This window comes from Photorhabdus noenieputensis, from assembly GCF_018448935.1.
GTDB classification, from domain to species: Bacteria; Pseudomonadota; Gammaproteobacteria; order Enterobacterales; family Enterobacteriaceae; genus Photorhabdus; species Photorhabdus noenieputensis.
In genome coordinates, this window is sequence record NZ_RCWC01000030.1 from 25,760 (window position 1) to 41,178 (window position 15,419).

The following is a 15,419-nucleotide window of genomic DNA, read 5'->3' on the forward strand; positions in this document are numbered from 1 at the left end:
GCCTAATATCTTCATCATTGCCTTTAAAAATCATTTAAATACATATACATACCACATAAAAGATTGAATAATATTTTCTCGTATTAATCACGTTGCCTGCTTTGCTTTTATTTAGTATGTGTATTTAGTACAGAAATGTGATACGGCGGTTTATCGGATCGCTGGAGGACATTGAATAATTAAAAAAATAATCAATTCAATGTGAGGTGGTCATCACTTGACCTTGCTAAAAGATACTATACATTGTGGATATCAACACCCGCGATAGCGTCAATCCACCGACGAGATCAGCGGGTTTTTCTCATGTACAGAAAAAACTTAGTAGAGTTATTTTGTTAGTAACACTTTCTCAACACTAATCATATGAGATTCTATTAAATGTCTGTTTATAACAAGCCTTTTTTAACTCCAGCAGAGCTGGTAAATATTCATCTTGAAGATAAAGGTGTTTTATTTACTCATCCTTTTAATAAAGTCTTTGCTGAGAAAGCGCTATCCCTAATTAATTGGTATAGATTCAAATCATACTTATATCCTTATTTAAATCATTCAACTAAAGAATATTTACCCGGCACTGAATTTAAAAATGGCTTTGACTTATATTTGTTTGACTGTGAATTAAGAGAACTATGTAACAAATACATATTAAGAATAGAAGTTAAAGCAAAGAGTATTCTTGACCAAGTAATAACAAAATATCTAAACGACCCTTTTTGGTATCTCAGCGATGATGTATTCACACCAAATAAAGCACCATATCAAGAAAGAATGAAAATAAAAGCGCTCATGGAAAAATCTACTCAGGAATTCGCTGTTTACTATAAAAATAACTATACAAGCACAAAGGAATCTTATAGGCAAAATCCTCCATTTTGGATAGCTATAGAATTAATGTCTTTTGATTCAATGATGAAATTGATTGCTGCTTTAGACACGACAAAATTCACATCCTCAGGAAAAAATCATCTCAATGATTTTGCAACAGCTATGGGAGCCAATACATTTAAAGAAGTAAAATCGTGGCTTTACGCACTAAAGGAATTAAGAAACAAATCTTCGCATAGTTCCAGGACTTGGAATAGCAATTATCGTTTGCCATCAGGGTTCGTAGATAACAATAATAATATTGTTGGAACCAGAATAACAATCAGTCCAACAATGAAAAATAAAATCTATACTACATTGATTGTTTTAAAAATAATGTCTAAAACTTTGATAAGCCCATCAGAAAAATTCGAAGTTGAATTTAAAAATCTTATAAACAAATACAGTTATATAAATATTTTAACTCATTCAATGGGAATTCCCACAGGATGGGACAAGGAAAATATATGGAATTAAAAGGTAGAATTTGCCTTTCTTAGTAACAAATTGAATCCCTATGATTTATCTAATCGTCAGAAGAACTAATATCGAGCCGCCGCATTCACGCGGCGGATGCTTTACTTTTCCAAACCATGCCAATAAAAATCTGTGATCTCATCGACCTTACAATGCTTCTCTACTAACAAAATCAGTCAATAACCCAACAAACTCATCTGGATGAGAAATAAAAGGCGCATGAGCGGCATGGCGCATCATGGCTGAAACTGAACGCGGCCACTTTTCATCAAGAATGTTGAGGATTTTTCTTGGCACCAACCCATCCAGATAACCGTAAATCCGCAAGAACGGTATGGCAAGCTCAGTCAAAGGCTGCCTTAAATCTTCGGTACGCAAAATTTCCAAGCCAACATGCAGCACTTCAACAGAAGGCATCGGCTGCGCCAGCACAACAGATTTCAGTAATCGCGCATCTTGACGGGCGCTGTCAGTACCCAATGTCTGTAACGCAAGAAAACGCTCAACTGTGCGCTGGAAATCTTCACTAAGCTGATGTTCGAAATCGCGCAAAACTTCCGGCTTAATCCCCGGCCAGTCACTTTCTGCGCTGAAATGTGGTGAAGAAGCCACGGTAATTAATCCGGCAACTTTATCCTGATGGTCAAGCGCGATCCGGCTGGCAACCAGACCTCCCAACGACCAACCTAGCCATAACGCATTTTCCGGCGCATATCGCCAAACTTCATCCGCCATGTCAGCAAGATTCATCGGGCCATATTTCTGGCTACGGCCATAACCGGGTAAGTCCACCAAATGCAAACGAAAATGCGGAGCACATCGCATTTCAATGGAACGCCAAACTTCCGCATTCAGCCCCCATCCGTGCAGCAACACAAGATCACGCGAACCTTCATCAGAAGTCTGCCAAAACAGATCAGCCATTGTTATTCTCAACTTTATTTGCCATCAAGGAAGAAATCTATGCTAACAACGGTTGGGTACTGTTGGCTATGCCATCAGTCTCTTTGGTTGCCGCATCATGGAATATGCAGCCTTTGCAACAAGCGGTTGAAACGTTTGACAAACATGTGCCCGTGCTGCGCTCTGCCCTCAGAACTCCCTTCACTGCCTTGTGGACGCTGCCTCAAAAAACCGCCTCTATGGGAGAATATGATAGCGATTACCGACTATTGCCCACCACTGAGCGGCCTAATTCGTCGCTATAAATATCACTAGAGAATAGATTAAAAAATTCAAGTCAAAGAAAGTGTAAAATGAAAAATAATTACCACTGTTTTATATAGGCACGCTTTACAACTAGAAGCATAAGATAAGAAAAGGAAATTGCGACGATAAGAATGAGAAAAATATAAGGGGATTTATAATATGAAATTAAATATCCCATCAGAACAGGACTGACAGCTGCACCCAAACTGCCTAGGTTTTGTATTGCGAAGTAATGCCCCCTTAACCCCTCAGGTGCTATACTGTCAGTAAGCGCGTAAAGGACAGGAATAAAAATTATCTCTCCCAACGAAAAAGAAAATATTGCAATTATCCAATAAATCAAGTTCTGTTCAGAATAGATAAAACCCAAAATACCGAGAATAAAAAAAATTACTCCTCCCATCAGCCATCTTCCGATATAACCATCTTTAATATACTTTCCAACATGATATTGAAATCCTATAACAACCATAGCATTTGTTACCATCATTGCAGCAATAGCTGTATATGAAAACTCCTTATTTGTAGAAACAATTAAATATTGAGATAAGTAGCTAATGGTACTACCATATACAAAAGACCCGAGTACTGATGAAATTGTTATCAGAAAAAGCAAATAATTCTTCAAGGGCTTTATATTACTTAGGGTATCTGCCAGTAATCTATTATTTTTCTGTGATAATATAGGTAATAAGTGAAAACATGAAGAATAGTATATTATAATAAATATCATCGGGAGCAATGCAGTAAGACCAGATAATATGAAAGGGAAACTATTATTATAACCTGAAAGTAATGCACCAATTAATGGACCAACGGACCACCCTATGTTAATAAACGTGTAGTTTAAAGAAAATAATCTTATCTTAATACTTTGTGGTAAATAGTCAGAGAAATAACTCTTTAATAGCACCTCAAATAATGAGTAAGCTAAGTTCACAAAAGCCAGAAGAAAAGAAATAAGGATTATGTTTTCAAAATATGGAAAAATTAAAAAACAAAATAAAAAAGTTAAAAGCGATGATACAATAGGGAGTTTGAATTTCTTATTATCAGCAAACATGCCGCCAACTAGGCTGGTTATTATTCCGAATATCATGGATGAAGATATAATATATCCAACAATGATAGGACTAAAATTAAACTCCACAGATAAGTATATAGCTAAATAAGGAAGTGATACACCGCGACCAATCGTTAATAGTAATGACGAAAAGAGAAAAAAAGATATTGTCTTCTCATTTTTAAACACATGTAATAAACTAATATTATAATTCATGGTATTGATTAAATTCTCCCTTAGCTTATTTTCATATAACGATCTATAATATATTTTTATCATTATGAATACTATAAAGACTCTCTAAAATAACATACAAATCTGTTGTTAATTATTGGCAAGACTGCCAAAAACCCTTAAAGTAAATGGAAATGATTTTAAGGATAGCAATCTTTATTTATTTTCTTTAATATTATGAATAAAATAATCACCCTTCATGACTCCTCGTCGGTTACTGTCAGCTGATATCCTTTGAATAAGAATACAACGTACAAGATAAAACCTAGTGAAAAGTATTACTTGTGATTGTAGAATCTGCAAGCCATTTCTAAAGAAAATTATTCAAAATCAAAATTAATTATAATATTAATTCATTTTTGTGTTGTTTTTTTGCCACATTCACTCAGAAATTAGTATGATTACTATTATTTTTTATAATATAGTTATCATCAAAGGCACTTTTAGTCAAAATTATAATTTTAACACTAACTTACTGATATTTAAAAACAAAAAACTCAAAATAACATCAATCTCCGACAATATGAATAAATTTTATAAAAAAATTACATTAATCATCTATAATAATATTGTTATTAGAATGTGCGGTATGCAGTTCCTGATCTATACATTTTTATTGATTAATACAATATAACTAGTTGCATTGTAGCAATTTAAAATTCTTATACTCAATTATGATTTATCACAACCTGTACCGGTTTTTATGCTTTAAATCATACTATACCGAGAACATTGGATCATTTGATGTAAGTTGTAGCGTTGTATTGAACCACAAGTAATGAGAAACAAAAAGAAATAGGGAATTGGTCAAAATAAACGGGAATTCACGGGTGTAAATTCAGCGCTGGTGCGGTGTTGAGTGAGTGTGATAAGTTTATTCCTGCCCGTCAGGGCAGACTAACTAAAATGAGAAAATTTTTGTGGTTGCCGCTTTTGTGCCACTTATTTTAATAAAACTAGGACGCACACTATCAGTCATTTAAAACATCTTTAAATACGCTTTAAAACATAGGCTACTTTAGCCCATGTTAACCTGCTTTGCTGCTCATCTTGTTGTGGTTTGCCGGGACATGTTCTTTGTCATTAATAGACTCCAAAAATCTCTGTCGTTGTTCATCAGTTAAAGATGCATACAGTTGAGCAAACGCCAATGAGTTGTTAGACACTCCCAGTTTAGCTGGCAGGTCCTCCGGCCAGGGGAATTGTGACTCTTGCTGAATGTCCATCTGAGGTGGAGTTAGTAATACATTGATACCCTGCCTGAAAACACGGTCAATGACAGCTTCTCGTTCTTCTGCTGTCATTCTGTAAAGAAATGCCAGCCATGCCTTTTCCTGCTCCTCAGTGACATGCTTAGGAGTATCTTTATATACGGTGTTTTGCATATCATCATCCTTGGAATTTTTTCCAATGGCTAGCCACTCAATAGACACTTCGCATTTTTCCGCGAGAACTACCAATTTGTCTAAAGCGGGATATGTCTTACCTGACAGGTAAGTTCTCAGAGCTGCTTCTGATATTCCACATCTCTTTGCAAAGCTATTGCCAGATTCACCTCTCATAGCTTGCCTCAATCTGTCCTTAAACTGTGTTATTTCATCGCGTACAAAAACACGAGGTGTGTTTTTGTCATTAAGCACATGTTTTTCTTCTTTACTCATGATACTAGCTGCCTTTCGTTATCAAACCACATCTCGCATAAAAATACGCAATTGTATTGACTTCGTGTTTTTATGCGAATATATTTATATCCACACCGATAATCATTAACGCTTATCGGGACAGATAAACCTACTAAGGATCACATAATGCAACAAGACAGGCAAGACTGGCATCGCGCAGATATTCGCGCAGCATTGGAAAAACGCGGTACAAATCTACGTGCGTTGTCTGTTGAAGCGGGGTTGGCAAAAGATACTTTGCGTAATGCTCTAGTTCGCCCTTGGCCCAAGGGGGAAAGATTGATTGCTCAGGCAATCGGTGTTGATCCGGCTGTTATCTGGCCGAGTCGTTATCAAAATTCATAATGTCAGGGAGTATGAAGCTGATGGATATTTGGGTTACAGCGCAAGAGTGTGTCGGGCTACCGAATTTACCAACAGCCCCTTTTAACATTTCTAACCGCTTAAAGAAAAATGCAACAACAGAGATGATCCGTAAGCGTGAAGGCTCTAAGGCATTTGAGTTTCATATTAATTGCCTGCCGCCCGTGGCCCGTGCCGCAATACTGAAAAAACAAGGCACGATAGAAATTAACGATCGCCAGTTTGAAATAAAACAACGTCAAAAAAGCTACTGCCGGGAATCACTCTGGCAACAATTTAACGCCGCAAGCAATAAGCAGCGTGAAAAAGCACGCCAAAAGTGTGAGGCCGTGATTGCCGTGGCGGGTTTGATTGATACCGGTATTGATACCCTAACCGCTTTTGATTCTGCTGCGGACGCGCTACAGCTTCCTTCTGCTAGTGTGCGTCGTTGGTATTACCAGGCGAAACCCTTTGACCGGTCAGATTGGCTGGCGGCATTAGTGGGTAAACATGGCCACAGTATGTCAGCCCGTAAGAAGAAAGAAGCTGATTGTACGTCTGCGGCCTGGGATTTCTTGCTTGCTGACTATTTACGCCCAGAGCAACCGGCACTGCGGACCTGCTATGCCCGTCTGGAAGAAGCGGCGGCAGCGCACGGTTGGACGATACCGAGTCTGTCATCCCTGCGGCGGAAACTTGAACGTGAAGTACCAGCCGAACAAGTGGTGCTATTGCGACAAGGCGAGCATGCATTAATGCGGCTTTATCCCGCGCAAGAACGCACTGTGCTTGAACTGGATGCGATGGAATGGATTAACGGCGACGGTTATCAGCATAACGTTTTTGTGAGGTGGTTTAACGGTGAGGTTATCCGGCCCAAGACCTGGATTTGGCAAGATATCCGTACCCGCAAGATTCTGGCCTGGCGGACTGATGTGTCCGAGAACAGCGACAGTATCCGCCTGGCACTGGCTGATGTGATTGAGCAATACGGCATTCCAAAACACATCACTATTGATAACACGCGAGCCGCGGCCAACAAATGGATGACGGGCGGTGTACCGAACCGCTATCGATTCAAAGTTAAAGAAGATGATCCAAAAGGTATCATCCCGTTGCTGGGCATCCAGTTGCACTGGACAAGCGTGCTATTTGGTCGTGGACACGGCCAGGCAAAACCAGTAGAGCGTGCGTTCTCTCATGGGGGACTGGGTGAAGTCGTTGATAAGCATCCGGCTTTAGCGGGTGCTTACACGGGGGCTAACCCAATGGCAAAGCCCGATAATTATGGTGACCGGGTAGTCGATGCGGAAACTTTTTTAAATGCGCTGGCAGAAGGGATCGCTTTTTGGAACCGTCGGCCAGGGCGAGATACAGAGGTGTGCCTTGGTAAATGGTCGTTTGATGATGCGTTTGAACAGAGCTATCAGGAAAGCACAGTACGTAAGGCAACAGCGGAGCAACGTCATTTATTGTTGCTGCCTGCTGAGGCGGTCACGGTCACCAATGGCACCTTTACTTTAAATGCCGGCGGCAAAATACAGTCACGCCGAAACCGGTACTACCACGAGCAGTTACTGGGGGTTAAACCTAACAAAATTGTTATTCGTTTTGACCCGGCGGCATTGCATGACTCCGTGTTGTGCTACACGCTGGATGGCCGGTTTATTTGCGAAGCTCAGTGCATTGAGAAATCCGGGTTCGGGGATACCCAGGCTGCTCGTGAACATGACCGTAACCGGACCCGGTTTGTTAAGCGCACCAAAGAAGCCACTGCTGCACAGCGCCGCATGACAGCCCTCGAAGTCGCGGAACTGATGCCGGAAACCGTTCCTCCAGCACCGCCTGAAAGTCGGGTAGTGGAAATCTATCATCCAGTAGGTAATACCGTGCGCCGGGTGGTGGTGGATGAACAGGCCGAGCCGGATACCGATTATGACTATGCCTTTGAACATGCGGTGGCGCAGTTGCATGAGCAACAGCAGAAAAACACGATTTAATTTAGGAGAATACGATGACCAATATTATAGCGTTGACTCAAACACAAACAGAGCTGGCTGACGTTCGTGCCGCTATCCGAACCATTGTTGAAAGTGACGGCCTGACTTACAGCAATGTCGCCCGCGAAAGTGGCATATCCAGTACCGCGTTATCTCAGTTTATGAATGAAAGCTACAAGGGGGATAACAGCAAAGTGGCCAGTCAATTATCTGTCTGGCTGGAGAACCGCAGCAAGCGCACTAATGAAATGCCGGCAGCCCCGGATTTTGTCCAGACGAAGACTGTGCGGCAAATCTGGAGTGCATTGCAATATGCCCAACTGGCACAATGCATCAGTGTGATTTACGGCAGTCCGGGCGTGGGTAAGACCAAAGCCTTGCAACAGTTTGTTGCTGAGCGCCCTAACGTGTGGCTGATAACCGTATCACCCTCCCGTGCCAGCCTGAGCGAATGCCTGTACGAGCTTGCCCTGGAGCTGGGGCTGGGAGATGCGCCACGCCGGGCGGGTCAACTGGGGCGGGCAGTACGCAGAAAATTACGCGGTACGTCGGGGTTATTGGTGATTGATGAGGCCGACCATCTGGATTATCCGGTGCTTGAAGAGTTGCGGATTTTACAGGAGGAAACCGGGATTGGTCTGGCGCTGGTCGGCAATCATCAGGTCTATGCCCGTCTGACCGGCGGCAGTTCCCGCAGTGTGGACTTTGCGCGACTGTTCAGCCGAATTGCGAAAAAAGTCGCCATCTTGAAAACCAAAAAAGATGACGTTATCGCCATCGCTGAGGCGTGGGGGCTGGGTCCGCAGGAACGCGCTTTAGTTCAGCAGTTATCAGAACGTCCCGGCGCACTGCGTACCGTATCCCATACTTTGCGACTGGCAGCCATGTTTGCCAAAGGCAACAACGAACTACTTTCTGAGAAACATATCCGCGCCGCGGTTAAAGATTTAGAGGGGGCGACATTATGACAAAGGATTCACTGGTTTCAGTATTTAATCGTGCGGGTGATGCGGTATCCGCGCTGACAGCACAGGGGTTTACTGTGATGAGTATCATGATACGGGATAGTGCGCCGCGTATTCAAATTGCCCGCCATACGCATTGCGAACAGTTAATTCGTAACGGCAAAGCCACTTACCGATACCTGGGGCGCAATAGTGATTATCGGCAGGGGATGTTTATGCATTGTGGTTGTCAGGTCTTTTGGTCTGAATCATTACATTAATTAGGGGGATGTATGGCTGTTAAAATCGAAATTGTCATTACCACTCATCAGGGGAAATTAATGCATGACGTTAAAGCGTCAGGCGGTGCTGTCTACACAGCTAATGAAAAACAAGAGGTCATGGCGCTGGTGCAGGTGATTAAGCATCACCTCGCGCAGCAATACGATTTATGTTTTCACACTCAGGAGGTTAATCAGCATGTCCACTAAACAATACACAACACAGCAGGTACCGGAGAGTTATTGGGTCGATGCGAAAGGCGTACTGACGCCCGTCAGTATCATCAAAGCGATTGACCTGGAACGGGATAATTTAGTCGGAGAAATCGTTGAGCAGGCCATCACGGTTAACTCGGCATTAGCTGAGTTGAAGCTGCGTGCTTTTGCTGATATCCAGGCTTTTGTTGATTTGTCAGCAGAGAAATACGGTGCCACGAAAGGCGGGAAAAAAGGCAATGTGACACTCTACTCTTATGATGGCCGTTTTAAAATTCAGCGTGCGATGCAAGACCGTATTGCTTTTGATGAGCGTTTGCAGGCGGCTAAATCCCTGATTGATGAATGTCTTGCAGACTGGACGGAAGGGGCGCGTCCTGAAATCCATGCCTTGATTAGTCAGGCGTTCTCTACCGATAAGGAAGGTGACATTAATACAGGCCGTGTTTTGGGGCTGCGTCGGCTGGATATTGATGATGAGCGTTGGAATAAGGCGATGATTGCCATCGGAGAAGCTTTGCAGGTTATCGGCAGTAAATCCTATATTCGAATTTATGAGCGTGTAGGGGATACTGACCAGTACAAACCAATACCGTTGGATATCGCCGGGGTTTGATATGAAAGCAACACAGTTTAATCAACGTTATCGTGTTGGCAACAGTTTTATCTACCAGCCCAACAAAATATTACGTGGTGGAACGCCGGTTAAGACAGTGGATAAAGCGAAAGACTTAACCAATTGCACGGTAGTTGAAATTAGTACTGAACCTTATTTTGTCAGAACAGATTATTTAACTCCGGCGTGATTTAACACACCACAAAATTAAAGACGGTTTAAACATGGCGTAAACCCGCCAGGGGCGCGCTTACGCCAAAATTGAGGACAGCAACAATGAATATTGATAAACCCGGATGGAAAGCTATTGAAGAAGAGCTGAAAAGTCTATTTTGCCACGTTAGTTTTCAGTATCAAGGCGTTGTCATTAGCGTTAATAGGGAAAGAGTCAGCGAGAACAGGAGCCAATTATTTGTTTATTTCAATAATAAGGTGTGCCTTGCATGGGGTGACAAAGGCCATGATATGTATAACCCATTAACTGAATTATTTTGGCGTACGGTTACCAGGCCATTGTATAGCAAAACAAGAATTGCAGAAGTAGAAAAGTTGTTGGGTAAGCGTCATGCGAAAAAAGAATTGCCATATATCTATAAAACCCACACTTATCTTTCTCCTGGATTTATCAACGCCGTTCAATTAATCCGGCAATACAAGAAGATTGCAGGGCTTGAGTGGATTAACAAATCGGAGATATCACAATGACACCCGTTGTTTTTATTTCAGGCCCAATGACAGGCAAACCTGGCTTCAACCGCGGTGAATTTAATACCGTGGCAAAAATGCTAAAAAGTCAGGACCTGATTGTTCTGAATCCTGCTGTCCATCCTGATGGATTGACGCATGATCAATATATGCATATGTCACTGGCAATGCTGGAACAAGCTGATGTCATTTATCTGCTCGACGGCTGGGAAAGCAGCAAGGGCGCTGTCATGGAGTTTGACTGCGCAAAAATGCACAATTTGATGTTTATGTATAACTCGTGGGAAGCGTTCCGTACTGCGGTTGCACGAAGTCGCCAACAGCGTGGGAGAATGAACGATGAATAAACAACAGCTCATTCGTCTTATTCATATCGCCAAAACGACGCTTAAGCTTGACGATGACACTTATCGCGCGGCTCTGGCGACAGCAACCGGCGGGAAAACATCATGCAGTGATATGTCCCATTATGAATTAAAACAAGTGTACGCGGCGTTTGTTGAACGGGGATTTAAACGCCGTTTTAAACGTAATCATCAGCATGTTAAAGGCCGTGTACGTACGGCGGAAATCAACAAAATTCGGGCCATTTGGATCACAATGCATCAGCAGGGGTTTATTGATGATGGTTCAGAGTCAGCATTGAATAAATTTGTGATGCGACAAACAACTAAAATCAATGGTGCCGGGGTCGCAGAAGTCGGCTGGCTAACCCCCGCACTGGTTTATCCGGTTATTGAGAGTTTGAAAAAATGGCATCTCAGGTTGATGACAGAAGGCATGGCAGTCCGCAAACAACCACTGCCAGAACGCCGGGGATACGATGCGATATGTCACGCCTTTAATATGGGGAAATCATCATGAAAATAGCCCGTTGCCCAATTTGCCACTCTGACTGGCACTTAGAAGCGTTATGTGAAGATGACGCCAGCCGTCAGTTATTAAAAATGCTGTCTGAATTACCGGGCAGTTGTGCCCGGCATTTGGTGGCCTATATCGGCTTGTTTCGCCGTGAGAAACAAAACCTGTCCAATAGCCGGGCATTAAAACTGGCCGGGGAAGTGTTGGCACTTTACAAACCCGGCCGGGTATTGGCTCACGCATTAAGTGAAACTGTTGAACGTATCCGTGAAAAACGGGCACAGGGAGACAAGAAACCGTTATCAAACCACAACTACCTGAAAACTGTCTATCAGTCAGCCGAACAGATTATTGCCCAAAGCAGCAATATCAATGCACGGGAGAAACAACAAGTGTCAGGTTCTGATAGCCGTGATGCTTATTTCAGACAAATGCAGCAATTGGGTATAGATCTTGCTAAGATTTCAGGCGGCTTAGAGTGGTTGAAAAGTCAAGGTGAGGAAACATGAGATGAAAAATATTTTATTTATTTTCTTACTATTGCCGCTTTCTGCAATAGCAAACACGAAAGATACCGTTATGGAATATATGAGGGTTAGTGCACAGTATCAGGTAAAAGTAACTGATTGGTATAAAAAGAATGATACATGGATTACTGAGTTAACAATCCACCATAACGAAAAAATGAAAGTCACAATATCGGGTGATAGGGTTGCGGTTCATTCGCATTTTTCAAAACCCATTTCAGATATGTTTTCCTCAGGTTGCGCATCAATTTCTAAGGAAATTATTCCTGAGGCGGGTTACTGGGATGAAAACGCTACTGCCAATACCAAGGCTATAAACCAGCTATGGTCTGATAAAGATTGGCAGGAGAAGTTTCAAACTAAGACAGTGGTTATCGATGGTTGGAAGATTATTGCTATCAAAAAACCCTTAGAACTGTCATGTGTTATTGAGCCTGTATCTGTATAACGAGATAGCTATGAACCTAGAACTTTTCAACCACGACCATAAAGAACTTGGTGAATTATTAGATCAAATGGATGTCATCCCATCAGATGAGTTACAGACAAGGTGGCCGCAGCTATTGGCCGATATTGTTGATCTGTTTTCTTGTGAGCTACAACGGCAAAATACCAGTAGAGACAAAGCGGAACTCGCGGCGTGTAAGCTGGCAGGTGCATTAGCTCATTACTACGGTGGCAGAGCTGTTTATTTACCTACTGGTGATACATTGAAAATCGCATTACGTGATAACCAGTTATTTAATGAGTGGAGTTGTTCACGTGGTGAGGTTGTGCAGTTAGCAAAAAAATATCACCTTACCCATTCGACGGTATATGCTATTCTGCGTCAGCAATTAGCGCTCCACCGTAAACGTTATCAAGGTGAGCTTTTCAAGTAATCACCTGTTCTGATGGGGTTTGTTTGACTTCCCACAAACCCAATTGTCCCGCCTAAAACATGATGATGAGCTACCGATTATCAACAGGTAGCCATCATGACTTACAGTTACAGCGTTTCTTTTATCCATGCTATCCATTACTTATTGCCGGCGGAAGGCGGCTATGTCAATAACCTCCATGACACCGGCGGCCAGACAAAATTTGGTATCAGTCAGCGCAGCTACCCTCACCTCAATATTGCCGCATTAACCGAAGACGATGCCACTGAAATCTATTATCGGGATTTCTGGCTGAAAGCCGGTTGCGATAAGTTACCGGCGGGTATCTCGCTGGCGGTGTTTGATGCCGCCGTTCAGCACGGCATCAAGCCCGCTGTACAACAATTACAACGTGCAGCAGGTGTGCGGGATGACGGCGTTATCGGCCCTGTCACGCTGAATGCCGTTGAAACCTTTGCGCCGCAATATCTGTTTATCCGACTACTGAATCGGCGTGCACTGGCTTACGCCCGTATTATTGCCGTGAACCCGACACAAAAAGTCTTTCTTGACGGCTGGTTTAACCGCCTGGATAAGCTGACGCCTGCGGTGTTAGAGGTGTTGTGATGCTGCCGCCGCCGATTTCAGACCATTTATTAAAAAGACAAATTGCTGAATTACGTAACCCGCGCTATCTCAGTATCTATGAAGCCGGGCGGGAACGTTGTTTACAGCAGGCATTGGCCGGCAACGATATCAGCGACATTCCAATTTATAGCTATAACGCCACTTATCAATCGCTATTTTGCCGGGGCTGGCAATCCGTTTCTGCTCAAGATATCCGCTTATTGCGGGCTGAACGCGACAGGGGGCCGGTATGTTAGCGCACTTAAAGCAGCTTATCAGCAACCCGGCAACCGGTCGCCTCTCAACCTCTGATACCACCTTATTCGGGGCATTTATTGCCAGCACAGCCGTTTTATTGTGGTGTGCGCTCGCCGGCAAGATGGATGAATATCTGTTCGTCGGCTACCTCGCCGCATGGGTCACCCATTCCCAGGCATCAAAACAGGCCGCCATTAAGCGTGACAGAGAACTCAATGTGACAGAAAACCGCGAGGTGTTTGCTCGTGATTAATCTTATCCAACGTTATTGGCTCATTGTGGTATGGGGTTCGCTGTGCATTTGGCTGGGGGACAGGTGGGCCGGATCACGTTTGCAGCCTCAAATCAACCAGGAAATTGAAAACCGTCAAGAGGCGGAACTGTCTTTTTATCGGGCACAAAAAGCCACCGCCGAATTAAACGCCGGCGCTCTGCGCGATTTGATTGAAAAACAGCAGGCACAGCAACATGCAAATGAAAAGATGTCAAATGACTTATACGCCGCTATCACACGCTTATCGCAAGCCACACAGCGTATTGAACAAAGTATTCCTGATGCCCTTAGTCGCGATGGGAGTGCTTACACCGGCATTGGCCCTGACGGGTTGCGGCTCTACCAAACCGCGTTCGGTTACCACCACGCCGCCCCTGGTGATTTCAGCCTGCCCGGCCATTCCTCCCCAGTTGTTACAACTGCCCGTGAAACCGCCGATGCCGCGTTCCGGGGAACCACAGGCGCTGCTGACTCATGCCAGCCGGTACGGCCAATGGAGCCAGGAACTGGAGCAAAAGCTGCTGGCAATCAAAGCCTGGGCGGCCCAACAACAGGAGAAACAAAATGAGCAGACTGATTGACCGGGCATGTGAGTTAGAGCAATCCCCGCGCGAATTAGCCCTAAAAGCCCATGTTGAGCGGCCGATTCAGACAGGGAGCGGCATTTGCGGTCACTGTGGCGAGGTGATTGATCCCGCCCGGCTGGCCGTTAATCCTGCGTTTGAACGCTGTATTGACTGCCAAACACAGTTTGAATTATGGGAGAAAAAATTCGGTGCTGGCATTTCTTAAAGAAAACTGGTCGATGGTGTGGGCGGCGGTCACGGTCACCTTTAACGTGGTACTTGTGTTGCTCAGTAAAACCTACGCCAAACGTGATGATGTTGAATTACTTAAAGTGCAGGTTCGGCAGCTCGAAGGCTCATTATCCACTTTGCCGAATCAGAAAGAATTACACGCTTTGCAGTTAGAAATGGCAAATCTGCGCGGTGATTTAAAAGCGGCACTGCCGGAGCTACGCCAGTTGCGCCATATGAGTGATTTGTTATTACAAAATGAATTAAAGGAAAAGAATTAATGTCATCCATGCGTGAAATCTTAAATACCGACCAGCGATTGGTGATTTTACGGTCACTGGTTGAATGTGGCGGTGATGCCAATGAATCCGTGTTACAGACCTGTCTTGATGCCTACGGTCATCGGGTCAGTCGTGATGTGGTGAAATCACATTGCCACTGGCTGGCTGAGCAATCGCTGGTTTCGGTCAATGATGTCGCCGGTTGCCTGGTCATGACCTTAACGGGGCGTGGCGCAGATGTTGCTGAGGGACGCAGTACCGTACCGGGTGTGAAGCGCCCCCGGCCGAGGGGATAGTC

At 43.7% G+C, this 15,419-nt stretch carries 25 protein-coding genes; 22 read left to right on the forward strand and 3 right to left on the reverse strand.

Annotated features, from left to right (window positions below; genetic code table 11):
- Positions 1-378: 378 nt before the first annotated feature.
- On the forward strand, positions 379-1,341 hold the full coding sequence (locus EAE91_RS17645) for an Abi family protein (protein ID WP_214089616.1): 963 nt from the start codon (positions 379-381) through the stop codon (positions 1,339-1,341).
- A 147-nt stretch (positions 1,342-1,488) separates the two neighbouring features.
- Here EAE91_RS17645 and bioH read toward each other — a convergent pair whose 3' ends face one another.
- Positions 1,489-2,265 (reverse strand): pimeloyl-ACP methyl ester esterase BioH, encoded by a 777-nt coding sequence (gene bioH, locus EAE91_RS17650; RefSeq protein ID WP_214089617.1) that lies wholly within the window; start codon positions 2,263-2,265, stop codon positions 1,489-1,491.
- Here bioH and EAE91_RS17655 point away from each other — a divergent pair.
- Positions 2,265-2,549 (forward strand): hypothetical protein, encoded by a 285-nt coding sequence (locus EAE91_RS17655; RefSeq protein ID WP_214089618.1) that lies wholly within the window; start codon positions 2,265-2,267, stop codon positions 2,547-2,549. The two genes, bioH and EAE91_RS17655, sit on opposite strands and share 1 nt — an antisense overlap.
- Positions 2,550-2,608: 59 nt before the next feature.
- On the opposite strand, the gene EAE91_RS17660 is transcribed toward EAE91_RS17655, so the two are convergent.
- Both EAE91_RS17660 and EAE91_RS17665 read right to left on the reverse strand, forming a co-directional pair.
- Positions 2,609-3,829 carry an MFS transporter gene (locus EAE91_RS17660; RefSeq protein WP_181147919.1) on the reverse strand — a complete coding sequence of 407 codons (1,221 nt, stop codon included), beginning with the start codon at positions 3,827-3,829 and terminating at the stop codon, positions 2,609-2,611.
- A 1,046-nt stretch (positions 3,830-4,875) separates the two neighbouring features.
- Positions 4,876-5,508, reverse strand: coding sequence for a helix-turn-helix domain-containing protein (locus EAE91_RS17665; protein ID WP_214089619.1), 633 nt, complete (start codon positions 5,506-5,508; stop codon positions 4,876-4,878).
- A gap of 147 nt (positions 5,509-5,655) precedes the next feature.
- Here EAE91_RS17665 and EAE91_RS17670 point away from each other — a divergent pair, with 147 nt between their 5' ends.
- From EAE91_RS17670 to EAE91_RS17765, 20 genes are all read left to right on the forward strand, one after another.
- Positions 5,656-5,874 (forward strand): helix-turn-helix domain-containing protein, encoded by a 219-nt coding sequence (locus EAE91_RS17670; RefSeq protein ID WP_036841422.1) that lies wholly within the window; start codon positions 5,656-5,658, stop codon positions 5,872-5,874.
- Positions 5,875-5,894: 20 nt separating this feature from the next.
- Positions 5,895-7,874: a transposase domain-containing protein gene (locus tag EAE91_RS17675; protein ID WP_214089620.1), complete on the forward strand. Its 1,980-nt coding sequence runs from the start codon at positions 5,895-5,897 to the stop codon at positions 7,872-7,874.
- Positions 7,875-7,888: 14 nt separating this feature from the next.
- Complete coding sequence (locus EAE91_RS17680; protein ID WP_113049616.1) at positions 7,889-8,842, forward strand: AAA family ATPase; 954 nt, start codon at positions 7,889-7,891, stop codon at positions 8,840-8,842.
- Complete coding sequence (locus EAE91_RS17685; protein WP_113049615.1) at positions 8,839-9,099, forward strand: hypothetical protein; 261 nt, start codon at positions 8,839-8,841, stop codon at positions 9,097-9,099. Before EAE91_RS17680 ends, EAE91_RS17685 begins: the two co-directional genes overlap by 4 nt.
- A gap of 12 nt (positions 9,100-9,111) precedes the next feature.
- Positions 9,112-9,309 (forward strand): hypothetical protein, encoded by a 198-nt coding sequence (locus tag EAE91_RS17690; protein ID WP_036769232.1) that lies wholly within the window; start codon positions 9,112-9,114, stop codon positions 9,307-9,309.
- Complete coding sequence (locus tag EAE91_RS17695) at positions 9,299-9,931, forward strand: DUF3164 family protein (protein ID WP_214089621.1); 633 nt, start codon at positions 9,299-9,301, stop codon at positions 9,929-9,931. Before EAE91_RS17690 ends, EAE91_RS17695 begins: the two co-directional genes overlap by 11 nt.
- Position 9,932: 1 nt before the next feature.
- Positions 9,933-10,121, forward strand: a complete 189-nt coding sequence (locus tag EAE91_RS17700) for a hypothetical protein (protein WP_214089622.1) — start codon at positions 9,933-9,935, stop codon at positions 10,119-10,121.
- Between the two features lie 86 nt (positions 10,122-10,207).
- Positions 10,208-10,636, forward strand: a complete 429-nt coding sequence (locus EAE91_RS17705; protein WP_214089623.1) for a hypothetical protein — start codon at positions 10,208-10,210, stop codon at positions 10,634-10,636.
- A complete protein-coding gene (locus tag EAE91_RS17710; RefSeq protein WP_214089624.1) occupies positions 10,633-10,983 on the forward strand; it encodes a DUF4406 domain-containing protein in 351 nt (116 codons plus the stop codon). The genes EAE91_RS17705 and EAE91_RS17710 overlap by 4 nt, the downstream gene beginning before the upstream one ends.
- Positions 10,976-11,500 (forward strand): gp16 family protein, encoded by a 525-nt coding sequence (locus EAE91_RS17715; RefSeq protein ID WP_214089625.1) that lies wholly within the window; start codon positions 10,976-10,978, stop codon positions 11,498-11,500. Before EAE91_RS17710 ends, EAE91_RS17715 begins: the two co-directional genes overlap by 8 nt.
- Complete coding sequence (locus EAE91_RS17720; RefSeq protein ID WP_214089626.1) at positions 11,497-12,006, forward strand: hypothetical protein; 510 nt, start codon at positions 11,497-11,499, stop codon at positions 12,004-12,006. Before EAE91_RS17715 ends, EAE91_RS17720 begins: the two co-directional genes overlap by 4 nt.
- A 1-nt stretch (position 12,007) precedes the next feature.
- Positions 12,008-12,472, forward strand: a complete 465-nt coding sequence (locus tag EAE91_RS17725) for a hypothetical protein (protein ID WP_214089627.1) — start codon at positions 12,008-12,010, stop codon at positions 12,470-12,472.
- Between the two features lie 10 nt (positions 12,473-12,482).
- Positions 12,483-12,905, forward strand: coding sequence for a Mor transcription activator family protein (locus EAE91_RS17730; protein ID WP_214089628.1), 423 nt, complete (start codon positions 12,483-12,485; stop codon positions 12,903-12,905).
- 96 nt (positions 12,906-13,001) lie between these two features.
- Complete coding sequence (locus EAE91_RS17735; protein ID WP_214089629.1) at positions 13,002-13,511, forward strand: glycoside hydrolase family 108 protein; 510 nt, start codon at positions 13,002-13,004, stop codon at positions 13,509-13,511.
- The gene (locus EAE91_RS17740) at positions 13,511-13,768 is read left to right on the forward strand and encodes a hypothetical protein (protein WP_113049607.1); all 258 of its coding nucleotides are present in this window, start codon (positions 13,511-13,513) and stop codon (positions 13,766-13,768) included. Before EAE91_RS17735 ends, EAE91_RS17740 begins: the two co-directional genes overlap by 1 nt.
- The gene (locus EAE91_RS17745; protein ID WP_049581984.1) at positions 13,762-14,022 is read left to right on the forward strand and encodes a hypothetical protein; all 261 of its coding nucleotides are present in this window, start codon (positions 13,762-13,764) and stop codon (positions 14,020-14,022) included. The genes EAE91_RS17740 and EAE91_RS17745 overlap by 7 nt, the downstream gene beginning before the upstream one ends.
- The gene (locus EAE91_RS17750) at positions 14,015-14,611 is read left to right on the forward strand and encodes a hypothetical protein (RefSeq protein WP_214089630.1); all 597 of its coding nucleotides are present in this window, start codon (positions 14,015-14,017) and stop codon (positions 14,609-14,611) included. The genes EAE91_RS17745 and EAE91_RS17750 overlap by 8 nt, the downstream gene beginning before the upstream one ends.
- Positions 14,608-14,835: a TraR/DksA C4-type zinc finger protein gene (locus EAE91_RS17755; protein ID WP_214089631.1), complete on the forward strand. Its 228-nt coding sequence runs from the start codon at positions 14,608-14,610 to the stop codon at positions 14,833-14,835. The genes EAE91_RS17750 and EAE91_RS17755 overlap by 4 nt, the downstream gene beginning before the upstream one ends.
- Entirely contained in the window at positions 14,819-15,121 is a 303-nt protein-coding gene (locus tag EAE91_RS17760; protein WP_214089632.1) for a DUF2730 family protein, read from the forward strand. Before EAE91_RS17755 ends, EAE91_RS17760 begins: the two co-directional genes overlap by 17 nt.
- A gap of 8 nt (positions 15,122-15,129) precedes the next feature.
- On the forward strand, positions 15,130-15,417 hold the full coding sequence (locus EAE91_RS17765; RefSeq protein WP_214089658.1) for a VpaChn25_0724 family phage protein: 288 nt from the start codon (positions 15,130-15,132) through the stop codon (positions 15,415-15,417).
- Positions 15,418-15,419 lie beyond the last annotated feature (2 nt).